This window comes from Tsuneonella sediminis (assembly GCF_051912845.1).
In the GTDB taxonomy this organism is placed as follows: Bacteria; Pseudomonadota; Alphaproteobacteria; order Sphingomonadales; family Sphingomonadaceae; genus Tsuneonella; species Tsuneonella sediminis.
This window is the reverse complement of record NZ_JBNCBU010000001.1, coordinates 1,894,300-1,911,124: the sequence shown is the minus strand read 5'-3', so window position 1 is coordinate 1,911,124 and position 16,825 is coordinate 1,894,300. Positions and strand designations below refer to the sequence as shown.

Genomic DNA, 16,825 nt, shown 5'->3' with positions numbered 1-16,825 from the left:
TCGAGCGCCCGATTGCCCCCGCAGCCCCTCAGGCCTATGGGTCCATGGCCACGCTTGCGCGTGGTGCCCTACCGGTGTAACACACCTCATGGGCTCGGCAGGGCAGGATCAGATGAACTACGAAACTACCGTCGTACCGGGCGAGGATCTCGCGCAACCGCTGGACGATTCCGGCGAAGGCGCGAAGCGCCGCAGGCGGCTGGCAATCGTCGCCATCGCCGCGACCTTCGGCCTGATCCTCGCGCTCTACCTCTACGCCAAGACGTCGGGCGAGGGCGCAGCCGCGGAAGACGAATCGATCGTGCCGGTGGTGACTGTCATCGCGCCGGGTAAGGCCACCATCGCGGGAACCATCAGCACGTCGGGCACGCTGGCGGCGCGGCGCGAACTGCCGGTCGGTTCCGTCGGTGAAGGCGGCCGGGTGGTTTCGGTCGCGGCCGACGAGGGCGACTGGGTGCGCAAGGGCCAGGTGCTGGTGTCGATCGACCGCTCGGTGCAAAACCAGCAGATCGAGGGCGCGCGGGCCCAGATCGGGGTCGCGCAGTCGGACCTGAATCTCGCGCAGGCCAATCTCGAGCGCGCGCTCAAGCTGGTCGACCGGGGTTTCATCTCGACCGCCGACGTCGACCGGCTGACCGCGACCCGCGACGCGGCCCGCGCGCGTCTGGGAGTTTCCCGCGCGACGCTGGCTGAACTTCAAGCGCGCACCGCGCGGCTCGCCATCTATGCGCCGGCTTCGGGCCTCGTGCTCACCCGCGCGGTGGAACCGGGCCAGACCGTCGGCGCGGGCGGCCCGCCGTTGTTCACCATCGCGCAGGGCGGCGAGATGGAACTGCTGGCCCGCGTTAACGAATCGCAGCTGTCGCGGCTTTCGACGGGCAACATTGCCACAGTCGTGCCGGTTGGCAGCGAGCGGAGCTTCACCGGCCAGATCTGGCAGGTTTCGCCGACGATCGATCCGCAAACGCGCCAGGGCACCGTGCGCGTGGCGCTCGCGTACGACCCGGCGCTTCGTCCTGGCGGGTTCGCCTCGGCCTCGCTCAACAGCGGCACGATCGTCGCTCCGCTCCTGCCGGAAAGCGCGGTGCTTGCCGATTCGACCGGATCGTTCGTGTATATCGTCGGCAAGGACAACAAGGCGGTGCGACGGCCGGTGAAGACCGGCACCGTCACCGACCAGGGCATCGCCATCGTCGAAGGCCTCTCTGGCAACGAACGCGTGGTGTTGCGCGCAGGCGGTTTCCTTACCGAGGGCGAGACGATTTCCCCGCGCCTCCAGCGCAAGTAGCGGCCGGTCGCGATGAACTTCCGCAACATCTCCGCGTGGTCGATCCGCAACCCGGTCATTCCGCTGGTGCTGTTCACGGCGCTGCTGTTCGCCGGTCTGCTCAGCTTCGCGCGCATGGACGTGGTCAACAACCCGGACATCGAATTCCCGGGCGTGCAGGTCAGCATATCCCAGCCGGGCGCCGCGCCTACCGAGATCGAGAACCAGATCACCCAGCGGGTCGAATCCGCGATCCGTTCGCTTCAGGGTGTGCGCAACATCTCGTCCACGGCGAGCGAGGGCAATTCGAGCACGTTCGTCGAGTTCGAAGTCGGAACCGACGTCAACGCAGCGGTGTCCGAGGTCAAGAACGCCATCGATTCGACCCGCGGCAGTCTTCCCGACGGCATTCTCGAGCCGCGGATCAGCAAGGCGCAGATCGCCGGCGGGTTCCTCGGCATCTTCGCCGCCGAGGCCGACGACATGACGATCGAGCAGCTGAGCTGGTTCATCGACGACACGGTCGCCAAGCAGCTGCTCGCTATCGAGGGCATGGCCGAAGTCAACCGCTTCGCCGGGGTGAACCGCGAAATCGAGGTCATCCTCGATCCCGCCCGGATGCAGGCGCTCGGCGTCACCGCGGGGCAGATCAACGGGCTGCTGCGGCAGACCAACCTCGATGCGGCCGGCGGCATGGCCGAGGTCGGCGGAACCCGCCAGTCGGTCCGCGTGCTCGGCAGCACGGACACCGCGTACGAGCTCTCGCAGCAACAAATCCGCACATCGAGCGGCGGTACGGTCAAGCTCGCCGACGTCGCCACCGTGCGCGACGGCTATTCCGAGCGGACCTCGATCAGCAAGGTGCGCAACAAGGAGGTGGTTAACTTCGCCATGTCGCGCGCGCGCGGCGCTTCGGACGTGACCGTCTACAACGAGGCGAAGGAGGTCATTGCCGAGATCGAGGCGGAAAATCCGGGGGTCCGTTTCATCCCCCTGTTCAACACCGTCAAGTACACCGAGGACCAGTACGAAAGCTCGCTCGCGGCGATGATCGAGGGCGCGATCCTCGCGGTCGTGGTCGTGTTCTTCTTCCTGCGCGACTGGCGCGCTACCGTCATCAGCGCGATTGCCATACCGCTGTCGGCAATCCCGACGTTCTGGTTCATGGATCTGCTGGGGTTCAACCTCAACCAGATGTCGCTGCTGGCGCTCGGACTCGTCGCGGGCGTGCTGGTCGACGATGCGATCGTCGAGATCGAGAACATCGTCCGCCACATGCGGATGGGCAAGTCCGCCTACCAGGCGTCGATCGACGCGGCCGACGAGATCGGCCTTGCGGTCGTCGCCACCAGCTTCTGCATCGTCGCGGTGTTCCTGCCCGTGGGCCTGATGCCGGGCGTGACCGGGCAGTTCTTCCAGAACTTCGGCCTCACCGTGGTTGCCGCGGTGCTGATGAGCCTTGCCGTCGCGCGGATGATCACCCCGATGCTCGCCGCCTACTTTCTCGAGGCGAAGGGGCATGCCGAGCACGGCGAAGGTCCGTGGATGGACCGGTACATGCGGGTTCTCGAATGGTCGCTCGATCGCTCGAAGATGGTCGCGGCCCGCACGGGCCTCGCCGGCCCGCGGCGGCGTTTCCTTTACGTGACCGGGTTCTTCCTCGTTCTCGTGCTGCTGCTCGTTGTCGGCGGCGTGGGCGTGATGGGATCCTACCAGGCTCTTTCCGGCCTCAAGATCCCCGAAACGGTCGCCGACGTAATGACTTCGGACCGCAACTCGGTGCTGTGGACCGCGGTCAACCGGCCGATCGCGTTCCTCCAGCTGATGGTCGCGGTGCTGGCGGGCTTCGTCGGGATCGTCCTCGTCCTGCGTCTCCTGGGTTTCATCGTCCGGCGCTTCGGCAGCGCCATGCGCGACAACTGGGCCTACCTGTCGGCACGCTTTCTCGACCACCGGGTCTGGATGCTCGGCATCGGCTATTTCTCGTTCCTGCTGACCGTGCTGCTGATCAGCAACACGCCGTTCCAGTTCGAGCCCGAAACCGACCAGGACAACAGCCGCGTCGAGATCGAGATGGTCCCCGGCACGACACTCGAATCGACCGAAAAGGTCGCCGACGAGGTCGCAGCCCTTCTCTATCGCCAGCCCGAGGTCCTCCGCGCGCTCGAGCGGGTCCGCGAAGGTCAGGCAACGATCTACATTACGCTCAAGCCCGATCGCGAGCGCAAGTCGTTCGAGTTCGAGCGTGCGCTGGCGCCCGAACTTGCCCGATTCGCGGACGCTCGGGTGCGGTTCCAGTCGCAGGGCGGCCCCGGTGGTCCCGACAGCGGCCGCGACCTGACGATCATGCTCGCCGGGTCCAATCCCGAACTGCTGACCTCGACCGCGGCCAAGCTGGTCGAGGAGATGAAGGGCCTCAACTCCGTCGTCGCCCCCCGCATCTCGGCCGACATTCCCCGGCCCGAGATCATTATCCGGCCCCGCGCTAATCTTGCCGCCGATCTGGGTGTGACCACGGTCGCGCTCAGCCAGGCGATCCGCATCGCCACGATGGGCGAGATCGAGCAGAACGCTGCGAAGTTCTCGCTCAGCGACCGGCAGGTCCCGATCCGGGTGAAGCTGCCCAAGAATTCGCGCCAGGATATCGACACCATCGCCAACCTGCCGGTTCCGACCGCCACCGGGGCGTCGGTTCCGCTAGGGCGGATCGCCGACATTAGCTTCGGCGCCGGCCCGACGAGCATCCAGCGCTACAACCAGAACCGGCGGGTCTTCATAGGCGCGGACCTGGCCGAGGGGGTCCTGCGCGGCAATGCCATGGAACAGGTCAACGCGCTGCCCACGCTCAAGAACCTGCCGCAGGGCGTGATCCGCGACGCGGTCGGCCAGGACGAGCTGCAGAACGAACTGCTGACCAATTTCCAGATCGCGCTGGTATCCGGCATCCTGCTGGTATTCGCCACGCTCGTGCTGCTCTACAAGCGGTTGATGAGCCCGCTGGTCAACATGGGCTCGCTGCTTCTCGCTCCGCTCGGGGGCGCGTTCCTCGTCTACATCTTCGGCCAGCCGCTTTCGTTCCCGGTGCTGATCGGCATTCTCCTGCTGCTCGGCATCGTGTCCAAGAACTCGATCCTGCTGATCGATTTCGCGATCGAATCGATGGAGCACGGCAAGCGCAAGTTCGAGGCGATCATGGACGCCGGACACAAGCGAGCCCAGCCGATCGTGATGACCACCGTCGCAATGACCGCGGGCATGGTGCCCACAGCGCTGTCGCTGTCGGGCGACGGGGCCTGGCGCGCCCCGATGGGCACGGTGGTGATCGGCGGCCTGATCCTGTCGACGCTGCTGACGCTGCTCATCGTGCCCGCTGGCTTCAGTCTTGCGGACAGCCTCGAGAAGCGGATGGGTCCATGGATGCGCCGCAAGTTCCTGACCTACGAACCCGGCGACGCGGACGGTGAGCCCGACCGGCCGGTGGCGCTGCCCGCCGAGTGAGCGGCGAAACCCCGCGCGCCGTCATGCGTTGGCAGCGCATGGGGGGCACCCGTATCGATCCCGACCGCGCGCGTACGATGCGCCGCACCGCGACGGGCCTGCTCGTAGCGATGGCGGGGCTCTACGTGCTCACCGGCCAGTACCTCGGCCTGCATCCCACGGTCGGGTACGTTCGCGCATTTGCGGAGGCTGCAATGGTCGGCGGGCTGGCCGACTGGTTCGCGGTGACCGCGCTGTTTCGCCGCCCGCTAGGCCTGCCGATCCCGCACACTGCGATCATCCCGGAAAACAAGGACCGCATCGCCGACACCATGGCGGCTTTCCTGCAGGACAATTTCCTGACCCCGGCGGTCGTCGCCCGGCGGATGAGCGACATGAACCTTGCCAAGGCGGTGGGCGACTATCTCGCGGCACCATCGCAGGGCGGCACCGGGGCGCGGCTGCGCGCCGGGGCGGGAGAGCTTGTCGCCGAGTTTCTCGAATCGCTCGATCCCGAACGGCTGGGCACGCAGGTGCGCGGCGGCCTCAAGGCACTCGCCGCGCGGGTCGAGGTTGCGCCGCTGCTCGGCCAGATGCTCACCGCCGCGATCGCCGACAAGCGCCACTTGCCGCTGATCGATTCGGCTATCCGCTGGACGGGCCTTACCATCGAGGCGAACGAGACCCTCATCCGCGACATGATCCACGAGAAAGCCAACGGACTCGTCCGCTGGACCGGTCTCGACGAAAAGCTCGCGAACTCGGTGCTCGACGGGCTCTACAAACTGCTCGCCGAGGTGCTTATCGATCCCCAGCATCCCTTGCGCGGCAAGCTCAACGAAGGGCTGGACAAGCTCGCGCACGACCTGCGTCACGATCCCGAACTGCGCGCCAAGGTCGAGAAGGCGAAGAACGACCTGCTCGACAATCCCGCCGTGGCGACCTGGTGGCTCGGCGTCTGGGAACGGCTGCGCGCCGGTTTCATCAGGAGCGCGCGGGAGCCGGGCAATGGCCTGCCGGGCCTCGTCACCGAAAGCCTGACCGAACTTGGAACCTCGCTGGCGAGCGATCCGCGGCTGCAGCTTCAGGTCAATCGTCTCGCGCGGCGCACTGCGGTCGGCGTGGCGCAGCGCTACGGAGGGCAGATCGTCCGGCTGGTGTCTGAAACCGTGCGCAGGTGGGACGCACGCACGGTGACCGACCGGATCGAGAGCGCGGTCGGCCGCGACCTCCAGTTCATCCGCATGAACGGCACGCTCGTCGGCGGTCTTGTCGGGATGACGATCCACGCGCTGGACGCCGTCCTGTGAGCGGTCCGTTGCTGACGACCCCCCGACTCGAGCTGTGGCAGCCGCAGGCGGATGACGAGAGCCAGATGTACGCCATCGTCGCGAACCCGGCGACCCACCGCTATCTGGGAGGGATGGCCGATCGCGCCGATCACTTCGCGCGTTTCCAGCGCGGTGCAGGCAGCTGGTTCCTCAAGGGCTACGGCCCGTTCATGGTCCGCATCAGGGGCGAGGCACCCGTCATCGGCAATTGCGGCGTATTCCATTCATATCGCGGGTTGGGGCCGGACTTCGACGACAAGCCCGAGGGCGGATGGATCATCGCCGCCGAGCATGTCGGAAGGGGCTTTGCGCGCGAGGCAATGGATGCCGTGCTGGGCTGGTTCGATGCCGCCCACGGTCCGCGCGAGATCGTCTGCATGATCGACCCCGACAACGGGCCATCGATCGCGCTGGCGGGCGCGCTCGGGTTCGCGTTCACCCGTGACACCGCCTTGCCCGATGGCGCGCCGATCCGGCTATTCAGCCGCGCGGGGACGAAAGCGGCCGGCTAGTTACCGGGCAGCCATTTCACCGAGCTCCGCCAATAGGCCGCGACCGGGTTTCCCTGGGCATCCAGCGCCGGATCGAAACGGGCCTTCTCCATCAGGATTTTGCAGGCGGCCTCCTCAAACGCGGGATCGGTGAAGGCGGCCTGCACGACGCACCGCGCCGGCTTCCCTTGGTCGTCGACATCGAGCCGGAATCGCACGATGCCGCCCACCCCCTGCCGCGATAACCCTTGCGGGTAATCGGCGGGATTCATCCAGCTTCCAGGGTTGGTCTTCGGCTCCGGGCCGCGCGTGAGCGATTGCACCTGCACAGGATCATACCCCCACGAGCCGACGAGATCGTCGATACAGGTGTCGAGCGCCGCGAAGGCCTCGTCGAGGGCGCCCGTTTGAAGGACAAAGGACCGCTTCATGCCCGAGTGCATCTCGAAGCCGGTTATCGCCTTGCTCCGCGCGACTTCGGCCTGGCGGAACGCGGCCGATTTCGCCCTGCCGGCAAGCTTCTCAAGGGTCCGCGCCTCGACATCCGGTACGAGGCTACCCCCGAACTGCCAGGCCGTCGACCCGTCCGGTCTGCTCCCGTAGAAAGGCTTCTCCTCGACCTCGAAATCCGCCCCGGGCAGAAACCGATAGCGCAGCCGCGCCCCTCGCGGGTTCAGGTCCTTGCCGGCGAGAATGAGTTCGAATCCCGAACTCGGCCCGTACCTCGAAAGCGTGAACGTGACCGCCTCGTCACCCGTCCCGAACACCCTGACCAGGCGGCATGCCTGCTCGTCGTAGCGCAGGTTCCACGGTTTCGAGGGGGCCAACGCCGCCGATTCGGCGCCCAGCGCCGGGGCGCAGCACCCCGTCAGAGCCGCTGCAAGAAAGAACGATCTTCGCGCCATCGCGTCCCCCCCACCTGCGAGCATTATCCCGCAGACGCGATTTAAGCGCATCCCCGGGCACGCCACAAGGCGCGTCCCGGGCCCGGGATCAGAGCTTTTCGGTTAGTTCCGGCACCGCCTTGAAGAGGTCGGCGACGAGGCCGATGTCGGCGACCTGGAAGATCGGCGCATCCTCGTCCTTGTTGATGGCGATGATGGTCTTGGAATCCTTCATGCCGGCAAGGTGCTGGATCGCGCCCGAAATGCCGATCGCGACGTAGACTTCCGGAGCGACGATCTTGCCGGTCTGCCCGACCTGGTAGTCGTTGGGCACATAGCCGGCGTCGACCGCCGCGCGGCTCGCGCCGACGCCCGCGCCGAGCTTGTCGGCAAGCGGAAGGATGACCTCCTTGAAGGTGTCAGCGTCCTTCAGTGCGCGGCCGCCCGAGACGATCACCTTGGCGCTGGTCAGTTCGGGGCGCTCGCTCTTGGCAAGCTCGCTGCCGACGAAACTCGAGGTGCCGGCGTCGCCGGGGCCGGAGACGGCCTCGATGGTGCCCGAACCGCCTTCGGTCGCGGCCTTGTCGAACGCGGTGCCGCGCACGGTGATAACGAGCTTGGGATCGGACGATTCGACGGTGGCGATCGCGTTGCCGGCGTAGATCGGCCGGGTGAAGGTCCGCTCGCCCTCGATCCCGATGATCTCGGACACCTGCATCACGTCGAGCAGCGCGGCGACCCGCGGGGCGATGTTCTTGCCGGTGGTCGTGGCCGGCGCGAGGAACGCGTCGTGGCTGTCCATCAGGCTCGCCACGAGCGGGGCGACGTTCTCGGGCAGCTGGTGCTCGTAGGCGGCATCGTCGGCCACGTGCACCTTGCCCACGCCGGCGATCTTCGCCGCCGCGTCGGCGACCGCGCCGCAGCCCTTGCCCGCGACGAGAAGGTGCACTTCGCCCAGCTTCGCCGCGGCGGTGACCACGGCCAGCGTGGCATCCTTTACCGAGGCGTTGTCGTGTTCGACGAGAACGAGAGTCTTCATGTGTCTAAACCTTCCTCGGGAAATGCTCAGGCGATGCCCAGCGCCTTCAGCTTGGCGACCAGTTCGTCGACGTCGGCGACCTTCACGCCCGCTTGGCGCACCGGCGGCTCGGCGACCTTCACCGTCTTCAGGCGCGGCGCAATGTCCACGCCGTAGTCGGCGGGCGACTTGGTATCGAGCGGCTTCGACTTCGCCTTCATAATGTTGGGCAGGCTGGCGTAGCGCGGCTCGTTCAGGCGCAGGTCGGTGGTGACGATCGCGGGCAGCGACAGCTTCACGGTTTCGAGGCCGCCGTCAATCTCGCGTTTCACGGTGACCGAATCGCCTTCGACCTCGACCGTATTGGCGAAGGTGCCCTGGGGCCGGTCCATCAACGCGGCGAGCATCTGCCCGGTCTGGTTCGAATCGTCGTCGATTGCCTGCTTGCCGAGGATCACGAGACCCGGCTGCTCCTCGTCGGCAATGCCCTTAAGTATCTTTGCAACCGCCAGCGGCTCGACCTCGGCGCCTTCGTCGACGGCGACGTGGATCGCGCGGTCCGCGCCCATGGCGAGGCCCGTGCGCAGCGTCTCGGTCGCCTTTGCGGGACCGATCGACACGACCACGACCTCGGTCGCCGCGCCCTTTTCCTTCAGCCGCAGCGCTTCCTCGACCGCGATCTCGTCGAACGGGTTCATGCTCATCTTGACGTTGGCGAGATCGACCCCGGAACCGTCGGCCTTGACCCGCGGCTTCACGTTGTAATCGATCACCCGCTTGACCGGGACGAGGATCTTCATGGCATCCATTCCTTCGTTTCAGCGCTGCTGCCGCGCCGTCTAAATGACCTTTACGTAAGCGTCAACCGACTCACGCCACCTGCCTGACTTCGGCGACGATCTTGCGCGCCGCATCGCCAAGATCGTCCGCGGGCACGATCGGGAGGCCCGAGGTGGCGAGGATGTCCTTGCCCTTTTCGACGTTGGTTCCTTCCAGCCTGACGACCAGAGGAACCGACAGGTTCACGTCCTTCGCAGCGGCGACGATGCCTTCGGCGATGACGTCGCATTTCATGATCCCGCCGAAGATGTTGACGAGAATCCCCTCGACCGCCGGGTCCTTGAGGATGATCTTGAACGCGGCGGTCACCTTTTCCTTCGAAGCGCCGCCGCCGACGTCGAGGAAGTTGGCCGGAAACGCGCCGTTCAGCTTGATGATGTCCATCGTCGCCATCGCCAGGCCGGCGCCGTTGACCATGCAGCCGATGTTGCCGTCGAGCTTGATGTAGGCGAGGTCGTGCTCGCTCGCCTCGACTTCGGCCGGGTCTTCCTCGGTCTCGTCGCGCAACGCCTCGATGTCCGGGTGGCGGTAGAGCGCGTTCGAATCGAAACTCATCTTGGCATCGAGCACCACCAGCTTTCCGTCTTCGGTTTCCACCAGCGGATTGATCTCGAGCATCGAGCAGTCGGTCGCCATGAACGCGTCGTACAGTTGCCTGGCAAGTTTCTGCGCCTGCTTGTTCAGGTCGCCCTTGAGCTTCAGCGCGAAGGCCACCGCGCGGCCGTGGTGCGGCTGGAAGCCTTGCGCCGGATCGATCGTGAAGGTGGTGATCTTCTCGGGCGTGTCGTGGGCGACCCCCTCGATGTCCATCCCGCCCTCGGTCGAGACAACGAAGGCGACGCGGCCCGTCGCCCGGTCGACCAGCAGCGAGAGATAGTACTCCCTGGCGATGTCGACCCCGTCGGTCACGTATAGACGATTGACCTGCTTGCCCGCCGCGCCGGTCTGGACCGTCACCAGCGTGTGGCCGAGCATCTCCTTCGCGTTCGCCTCGACCTCCTCGATGCTCTTGGCCAGACGCACGCCGCCCTTGGAGCCGGCGGGCAGTTCGGCGAAAGAGCCCTTGCCCCTACCGCCGGCATGGATCTGCGCCTTGACGACATACAGCGGCCCGGGAAGCTTCCGCGCCGCTTCCACCGCTTCCTCTACAGAAAGGGCCGCATGTCCAGCGGGGACCGGGATGCCGTGCTTGGCGAGGAGTTCCTTGGCCTGATATTCGTGGATGTTCATCGGTGGGTTCGCGTGCCTTGCGTGAAAAAGGGGGATTCGCGCGCGGCCTAAGCATGGATCGGCGTGCTTGAAAAGGCCGACTGCCCCGGCCAATGCGGCAAGATGGTCCACGCCGCATGATCGACGCCGCACGCCTTGAGGGTATCGTCCGCGAAGCGGGCCGGATTGCCCACGCGATGTGGCCCGGCGGCGGCCACGTGCTCAATGCGTGGGAGAAGACCCCGGGCAACCCGGTGTGCGAAGCGGATCTGGCGGTCGACGGCTTCCTGAAGCGAGAGTTGGGCACCCTGCTGCCCGCCGCCGGCTGGCTTAGCGAGGAAACCGTCGACGACCCGTCCCGTCTCGACCGGGACCTTATCTGGCTGGTCGATCCGGTTGACGGGACGCGCGATTTCATCCGCGGCCGCACCGGTTGGGCGGTGTCGGTCGCGCTGATCAGCGGAGGGCGGCCGCTCGTCGGCTTCCTCGCGGCCCCGGCGCGTAATGAGTTCTGGCACGCGATCGCGGGCCAGGGATCGTGGCGAAACGGGCAGCCGCTCGCCGCCTCGCAGCGCAAGACCTTTCCCGGATCGCGGGTGCCGACCGACACACTGCCGAAGGAAGACCGCGACCTGGTGGCGGTCGAGAAACCGAACTCGATCGCGCTGCGCGCCGCGATGGTGGCTGCCGACGAGGCGGATCTGCTCGCCACGCTGCGCTGGGGATGGGAATGGGATATCGGCGCCGCCGCGCTGATCGCGCGCGAGGCCGGGGCCGAGACCACCGACGCCTTCGGTCGTCCCCTCGCCTACAACAAGCGCGACCCGCGGGCCTTCGGCCTGCTGATCAGCGCACCAGGCATACACGCGGCGGCGGTGGACCGGCTTGCCGACCGTGCGGCCGCGATCGCAGGGTAGTCCGGACGCCGCGCTTGCATTTTTCGGCAAGATGCGCACCCTTGTGTCCGAGTGTGCTCCTGTAGCGGAGAGCGAGTCGTACAGCACCGGTCCGGTTCCGGACGCCCTGCAAAGGAGTGGCGCTCATGACTTTCGCTCGCACAATCGCCTTTGGCCTTGCCGCCCTGCCACTCCTGCTGGCGCAGGCGGGTCAGCCGCCGACGGACGAACCCCAACCGCCCAGCCCGCGCGATCCCGACATGCAGCGAGCCGAGCAGGTCGATCATTCCAGTCCCGAAATGACGCCGGTTCCCAGGTCGAGCGAGCCGACAGCGCGCCCGAATTCGGGGCCGTGCCGTTTTAACGAACGGCGTACGGACGATTGCCCCCCATAAGGCACCTTGCAGAAAAAGGCCGGCCTCCTTGTGGAGACCGGCCCTTCGTGTGCGACCCCAAGAGGGGCTCGGATCCTAGCCTTGCGCGGCGCGGATTTCTGCTTCCGAGAGGGGGACGATCTTGATTTCCACCCGGCGGTTCATCGGTTCGTTGACGTTGTCACCGGTCGCCACCTTCAGGTTGGTCTCGCCGAAGCCCATCCAGCGAATGCGCGCCGAACTCACGCCGCGACTGATCAGGTAGTTGGCGACTGCCTGCGCGCGCTGTTCGGACAGCCGCTGGTTCGATGCCGCGGAGCCGACGGTATCGGTATAGCCGTACACGTCGACGAGGCTGTTCGGATATTGGGTCAGGCTGTTCGCCACCCGGTCGAGCAGGGTCTGGAAACCCGGGCTGATCGCGTAGCTTCCGGTTGCGAAGGTCACGCCGTCGGGCAGGTTCACGAGGATCGCGTTGCCGCCGTCGACGGCGCTCACGTCCACCCCGGACCCAGCGGTCTGGTCCTTCAGTTCCTTGATCTGCTGATCCATCTTGTAGCCGACCACGCCGCCGATCGCGCCGCCGCCGACAGCGCCGACGATCCGGCCGGTCTTGCCGCCGATCAAGCCGCCGAGCAGCGCGCCAGCGGCGGCGCCGCCCACGCCGCCGATGGCGGTGCGCGAAATCTTCTTCTCTCCGGTATTCGGATCGGTGACGCAGGCCGACACGGTCAGCAGCGACAGAGCGGCGAAACCGGCGGTTATCTTGCGCGAAATCTGCATGGGTATGTCCCTTTTCCTGTTCTCGTTCAGCACGTGCATCGTTCGAACGCACGACGAAGGCGCACGCCCAACCCGCGCCTCGGCTCATGAAACGTCGCTCGCGGCGCGCCGTTCCCGCTGGCGCGGCAGCGCAAATGTGCTAGCGCTCGCCCGCGTGACCCCGTTTCCCTGGACCGACCTTCTGATCATCGCCGGGCTGATCGTGCTGAACGGCCTGTTCGCGATGAGCGAGCTGGCGATCGTCTCTGCCAAGCCAGCGCGACTGAAGAGCGCCGCCGAGCGCGGGAGCCGTGCAGCGCGCACCGCGCTCAGCCTCGCCGCGGACCCCGGAAAATTCCTCTCGACAGTACAGATCGGGATCACGCTGGTCGGGATCATCGCCGGCGCGTACTCGGGTGCCAGCCTTGGGGCACCGGTGGGCGAGCGGCTGGCGCTGCTCGGTGTTCCCTCCGCATACGCCGAGGAGATCGGCTTCGCCGTGGTAATCGGGTTGACGACCTACGCCACGCTTGTCGTCGGCGAGCTGGTGCCCAAGCAGATCGCCCTGCGCGCCGCGCTGCCGATCGCGCTCCTCGCCAGCAGACCGATGGCGATGCTTGCGCGGGTCGCTGCCCCGCTCGTCTGGCTGCTCGACAAGTCGTCGTCGTTGATCATCCGGGTGCTGGGGGTGAGGCCGAGTTCGCACGGCGCGGTAACCGCGGAGGAGCTTCACATGATCTTCGCCGAGGCGACCCATTCGGGTGTCATCGAGGCGGGACAGAGCGAGATCCTCGCAGGCGTGGTCAGGCTGGCCGACCGTCCGGTGCGCGCACTGATGACCCCGCGCACCGAACTCGACTGGCTCGATCTCAATGCCCCCGAGATCGAGCTGCGCGCGCGTATCGACGCCAGCCCGCATTCGCTGCTGCCGGTCGCAGAAGGGTCGCCCGACAAGGTGCTGGGCGTGGTGAAGGTTCGCGAGGTGCTCGGCCGGCTGCTCGCGGGCAGGCCGATCGACCTTGCCGCGATGATGAAGAAGCCCGAGGTCATTCCCGACCAGCTCGACGCGATGGACGCGCTGCGCACGTTGCAGCAGGCCGAGATCGCGATGGCCATGGTTCACGACGAATACGGCCATCTCGAGGGAATCGTCACCCCGGTGGACCTGCTCACCGCGATCGTCGGCAACTTCGCGTCCGACAGCGACCTCGGCGAAGCGCCCGCGATCGTCGAGCGCGAGGACGGCTCGCTCCTGATCTCGGGCGCGATGCCGGTGGACGAGATGGCCGAGCGGCTCGACATCGATCTGCCCGAAGATCACGAGTTCGCCACCGCCGCGGGCTACGTCCTGTGGCACCTGAAGAAGCTGCCCGATGAAGGCGAAAGCTTCACGGACCAGGGCTGGCGGATCGAGGTGGTCGACATGGACGGGCGCAAGATCGACAAGCTTCTTGCCACCGCCGGCTAGAACCGGGCCGAGCGGCGCAAAGCGACCATCCGCGACCCAAGTGGATCGGGGGCGAGCCATGCAGTAGCCGATCGAAGGGATATGCCGCATCCCGCCTCGACTGGCGCAGACGGCAGGCCGCCTTTCGAACCCGTCCCGGTTCGGCCTGGCCAGTCTGGTGCGCGACGCAGTCCCGAGCGAACCAGTCTACGCTGATCTCGCTCATTTTACAGGGAATCTACAGGGAAAGCACAATCTTTGGGCCACCCTCGGGGATTCTGGGCCGATCGAAACCCGCAGAGATCCGCCGTTTTCTGAGCCGAATTCCCTGCACGCCGAACAGGGAATATGATTTCCGGGATCAGGGAGCGGAATACGGCGAACAGGGAGTTTTGTCCGGCGAAACAGCGACCCCGAAGTGTAGCAGGGACGCCGCGCTCCAATCGCGAACACTGGCGCAGACAATCGCCCGCCGACCCTCGCATTTAACCATCGATAAGTGGCTTGTTCCCGTTTTGTCTTGACTTCTCGACCCTGTTGTGGTAAGGGGTTCGCCTTAACCATCGCCGCGACGGCTGACGGGAGGATACGAGTATGAACTTTCCTGCGACGCAGGTGGTCGATCTGTCGGTCGACATCTTGAAGCCCTACGCGCGCAATGCGCGCACACACTCCAGAAAACAGATCAAACAGATTGCAGCCTCGATCGAACGATTCGGGTTTACCAACCCGGTGCTCGTCTCGGACGCGGGCGAGATCATCGCCGGTCATGGCCGCGTCGAGGCAGCCAGGCTGCTCGGTCGCAAGACCGTTCCAACGCTGACGCTTTCGCACCTCTCTGAGATCGAGCGGCGAGCATACGTTTTGGCCGACAACAAGCTCGCGATGAATGCCGGGTGGGATAAGGAGATCCTCGCGATCGAGTTGCAGGCGCTGGTCGACCTCGAGTTTGACGTCGAGCTTACCGGGTTCAGCCTGGCGGAGGTGGACTTGGCGATTGATGAAGCCTGTGAGGCGAGCACCGAAGGGCCTCTGACTCCGGAGGACGCGGTGCCAGCGGTTCTGTGCGATCCCGTCAGTCGCATGGGCGATCTGTGGCAGCTCGGCCGGCACCGACTTCTCTGCGGGGACACCCGAGATCCCGCGGGCATGGACCGGGTGATGGAGGGCGGGCGCGCCGATCTCGTGTTCACCGATCCGCCCTACAACGTCGCGATCGACGGCAATGTCTGCGGCCTGGGATCGGTCAAGCACCGCGAGTTCGCGTTCGCGTCGGGCGAGATGAGCGAGAGCCAGTTCACCGCGTTCCTCACCGAAACCCTAGGTAACATGAGTCGGGTCCTGCGCGACGGCGCGATCGCGTTCGTGTGCATGGACTGGCGCCACATGGGCGAGCTGCTCGCGGCCGGCAGCCAAAGCTTCACCGAGCTCAAGAACCTCGTGGTCTGGAACAAGACCAACGGCGGGATGGGCGCGTTCTATCGCTCGAAGCACGAGCTAGTGTTCGTGTTCAAGCAGGGCACCGCAACCCACACCAATACCTTCGGACTCGGCGAGACAGGTCGGTACCGGACCAACGTGTGGGACTACGCTGGGATCAGTTCGATCAGCGCCAGTCGGTCTGACGAGCTGGCGATGCATCCCACCGTTAAGCCCGTCGCGCTCATTGCCGATGCCATCCGCGACTGCTCAAGGCGGGGGGAGATCATCCTCGACGGGTTCGGTGGATCGGGCAGCACGCTGATTGCGGCCGAGAAGACCGGGCGTTCTGCTCGGCTCATCGAATACGATCCAATTTACTGCGACACCATCATCCGCCGCTGGCAGGACTACACTGGTAAGCGCGCCCGTCTTATTGGCAGCAACGGCTGCTACGAGGATGTCGCTGACCTCCGGCTTGGCTATGGGCGGGAGGCTGCGGAATGAGCGCAGCCGAAGACAAGCACGAGGAGGGCGCTCTGCCGGTGCCATACAAGGTCGGGTACGGCCGCCCGCCGGTCGAGCATCGGTTCCGCAAGGGAAGGTCAGGCAACCCGCGCGGCCGCCCCCGCGGGGCGCGCAACAAGCCCAAGATCGACACCGGCATCGGCATGCGCGGCGCCGAGGCCTACTTGCGCGAGGAAGCCTACCGCCCGGTGACCTTGCGCGAAGGCGAGAAGGTGATCGAGCTTCCTGCGATCCAGGCGGTGTTCCGCGCCATGGGCGTGTCAGCGCTCAAGGGCAACCGGTTCGCCCAGAAGACGCTGACCGAGATGGTGACCAAGCTCGAGCGCGATGACTTCAACTCCAGGCTCGAGGCATTTGGCACCTGGGTCAACTACAAGCACGAGTGGACCGAAGCGATCGAGCGCGCGCAGAGAGCAGGCGTCGAACCTCCGCGCCCCATTCCTCACCCCAGCGATGTCATCCTGGACCCAAGTACAGGTGAGATCTCGTTCAGGGGTCCGACAACCCGGGAGGCACGCGACAGGCTGGACCAAGCGCTGAAGCGACGAGACGAGGCCCGGGAGATCGTCAGCGATATGGCCCAGCAGTACCAGCAGACCGACGATCCCAGGATGAAAGAAGTGTACCTAGACGAATGGCACTGGGAGCAGCGCATGTTCGACATCATCAATGATGCGGTGTCAGAGCGTTACAAGGTCAAGCTCAAGCACCGGTCCTATCGCGAGGGTGCCTCTCGCGAAGGTACGGCGCTTCAGGAGTTGCGCGACAAGCGGGAGCTCAGAGAGGAGTTTATCGAGCGGGAGTGACCATAGGAGCCTGTGGTACGGCAGCTTCGCGCCCTGGACGCTGACGCTCGAAGAGGCTCCGTGAATCTTCAAAAGC

The 16,825-nt window shown here is 66.0% G+C and carries 13 protein-coding genes; 8 read left to right on the top strand and 5 right to left on the bottom strand.

All coding sequences use genetic code 11. The annotated features are described in order from the left end of the window. Positions 1-112 precede the first annotated feature (112 nt). The 4 genes from ACPV3N_RS09675 to ACPV3N_RS09660 are packed head-to-tail and all read left to right on the top strand — an operon-like array spanning position 113 to position 6,587. Positions 113-1,288, top strand: coding sequence for an efflux RND transporter periplasmic adaptor subunit (locus tag ACPV3N_RS09675; RefSeq protein ID WP_440117039.1), 1,176 nt, complete (start codon positions 113-115; stop codon positions 1,286-1,288). A gap of 12 nt (positions 1,289-1,300) precedes the next feature. Next, on the top strand, positions 1,301-4,765 hold the full coding sequence (locus ACPV3N_RS09670; protein ID WP_440117037.1) for an efflux RND transporter permease subunit: 3,465 nt from the start codon (positions 1,301-1,303) through the stop codon (positions 4,763-4,765). Between the two features lie 23 nt (positions 4,766-4,788). Beyond that, positions 4,789-6,054, top strand: a complete 1,266-nt coding sequence (locus ACPV3N_RS09665; RefSeq protein WP_440117035.1) for a DUF445 domain-containing protein — start codon at positions 4,789-4,791, stop codon at positions 6,052-6,054. Continuing rightward, positions 6,051-6,587 carry a GNAT family N-acetyltransferase gene (locus tag ACPV3N_RS09660; protein WP_440117033.1) on the top strand — a complete coding sequence of 179 codons (537 nt, stop codon included), beginning with the start codon at positions 6,051-6,053 and terminating at the stop codon, positions 6,585-6,587. The genes ACPV3N_RS09665 and ACPV3N_RS09660 overlap by 4 nt, the downstream gene beginning before the upstream one ends. Here ACPV3N_RS09660 and ACPV3N_RS09655 read toward each other — a convergent pair. The 4 genes from ACPV3N_RS09655 to sucC all read right to left on the bottom strand — a co-directional run bounded on the left by ACPV3N_RS09655 (position 6,584) and on the right by sucC (position 10,538). Continuing rightward, positions 6,584-7,471 carry a TonB family protein gene (locus ACPV3N_RS09655; protein ID WP_440117031.1) on the bottom strand — a complete coding sequence of 296 codons (888 nt, stop codon included), beginning with the start codon at positions 7,469-7,471 and terminating at the stop codon, positions 6,584-6,586. The genes ACPV3N_RS09660 and ACPV3N_RS09655 overlap by 4 nt on opposite strands. 88 nt (positions 7,472-7,559) lie before the next feature. Then, a complete protein-coding gene (locus ACPV3N_RS09650; RefSeq protein WP_440117029.1) occupies positions 7,560-8,489 on the bottom strand; it encodes an electron transfer flavoprotein subunit alpha/FixB family protein in 930 nt (309 codons plus the stop codon). 26 nt (positions 8,490-8,515) lie between these two features. Next, complete coding sequence (locus tag ACPV3N_RS09645) at positions 8,516-9,268, bottom strand: electron transfer flavoprotein subunit beta/FixA family protein (protein ID WP_440117027.1); 753 nt, start codon at positions 9,266-9,268, stop codon at positions 8,516-8,518. Positions 9,269-9,338: 70 nt separating this feature from the next. Continuing rightward, positions 9,339-10,538 (bottom strand): ADP-forming succinate--CoA ligase subunit beta, encoded by a 1,200-nt coding sequence (gene sucC / locus ACPV3N_RS09640; RefSeq protein ID WP_440117025.1) that lies wholly within the window; start codon positions 10,536-10,538, stop codon positions 9,339-9,341. A gap of 116 nt (positions 10,539-10,654) precedes the next feature. Between sucC and ACPV3N_RS09635 the strand changes: the two genes are divergently transcribed. Further along, a complete protein-coding gene (locus ACPV3N_RS09635; protein WP_440117023.1) occupies positions 10,655-11,434 on the top strand; it encodes a 3'(2'),5'-bisphosphate nucleotidase CysQ in 780 nt (259 codons plus the stop codon). 449 nt (positions 11,435-11,883) lie between these two features. Here ACPV3N_RS09635 and ACPV3N_RS09630 read toward each other — a convergent pair whose 3' ends face one another. After that, positions 11,884-12,570, bottom strand: a complete 687-nt coding sequence (locus tag ACPV3N_RS09630) for a YiaD family glycine zipper/OmpA-like lipoprotein (protein WP_440117021.1) — start codon at positions 12,568-12,570, stop codon at positions 11,884-11,886. 154 nt (positions 12,571-12,724) lie between these two features. On the opposite strand from ACPV3N_RS09630, the gene ACPV3N_RS09625 reads away from it, so the two are divergent. The 3 genes from ACPV3N_RS09625 (at position 12,725) to ACPV3N_RS09615 (ending at position 16,749) form a co-directional block, all read left to right on the top strand. Beyond that, a complete protein-coding gene (locus ACPV3N_RS09625; protein ID WP_440117515.1) occupies positions 12,725-14,017 on the top strand; it encodes a hemolysin family protein in 1,293 nt (430 codons plus the stop codon). 573 nt (positions 14,018-14,590) lie between these two features. Next, positions 14,591-15,922: a site-specific DNA-methyltransferase gene (locus ACPV3N_RS09620; RefSeq protein WP_440117019.1), complete on the top strand. Its 1,332-nt coding sequence runs from the start codon at positions 14,591-14,593 to the stop codon at positions 15,920-15,922. Beyond that, positions 15,919-16,749, top strand: coding sequence for a DUF5681 domain-containing protein (locus ACPV3N_RS09615; protein WP_440117017.1), 831 nt, complete (start codon positions 15,919-15,921; stop codon positions 16,747-16,749). Before ACPV3N_RS09620 ends, ACPV3N_RS09615 begins: the two co-directional genes overlap by 4 nt. Positions 16,750-16,825: the final 76 nt, after the last annotated feature.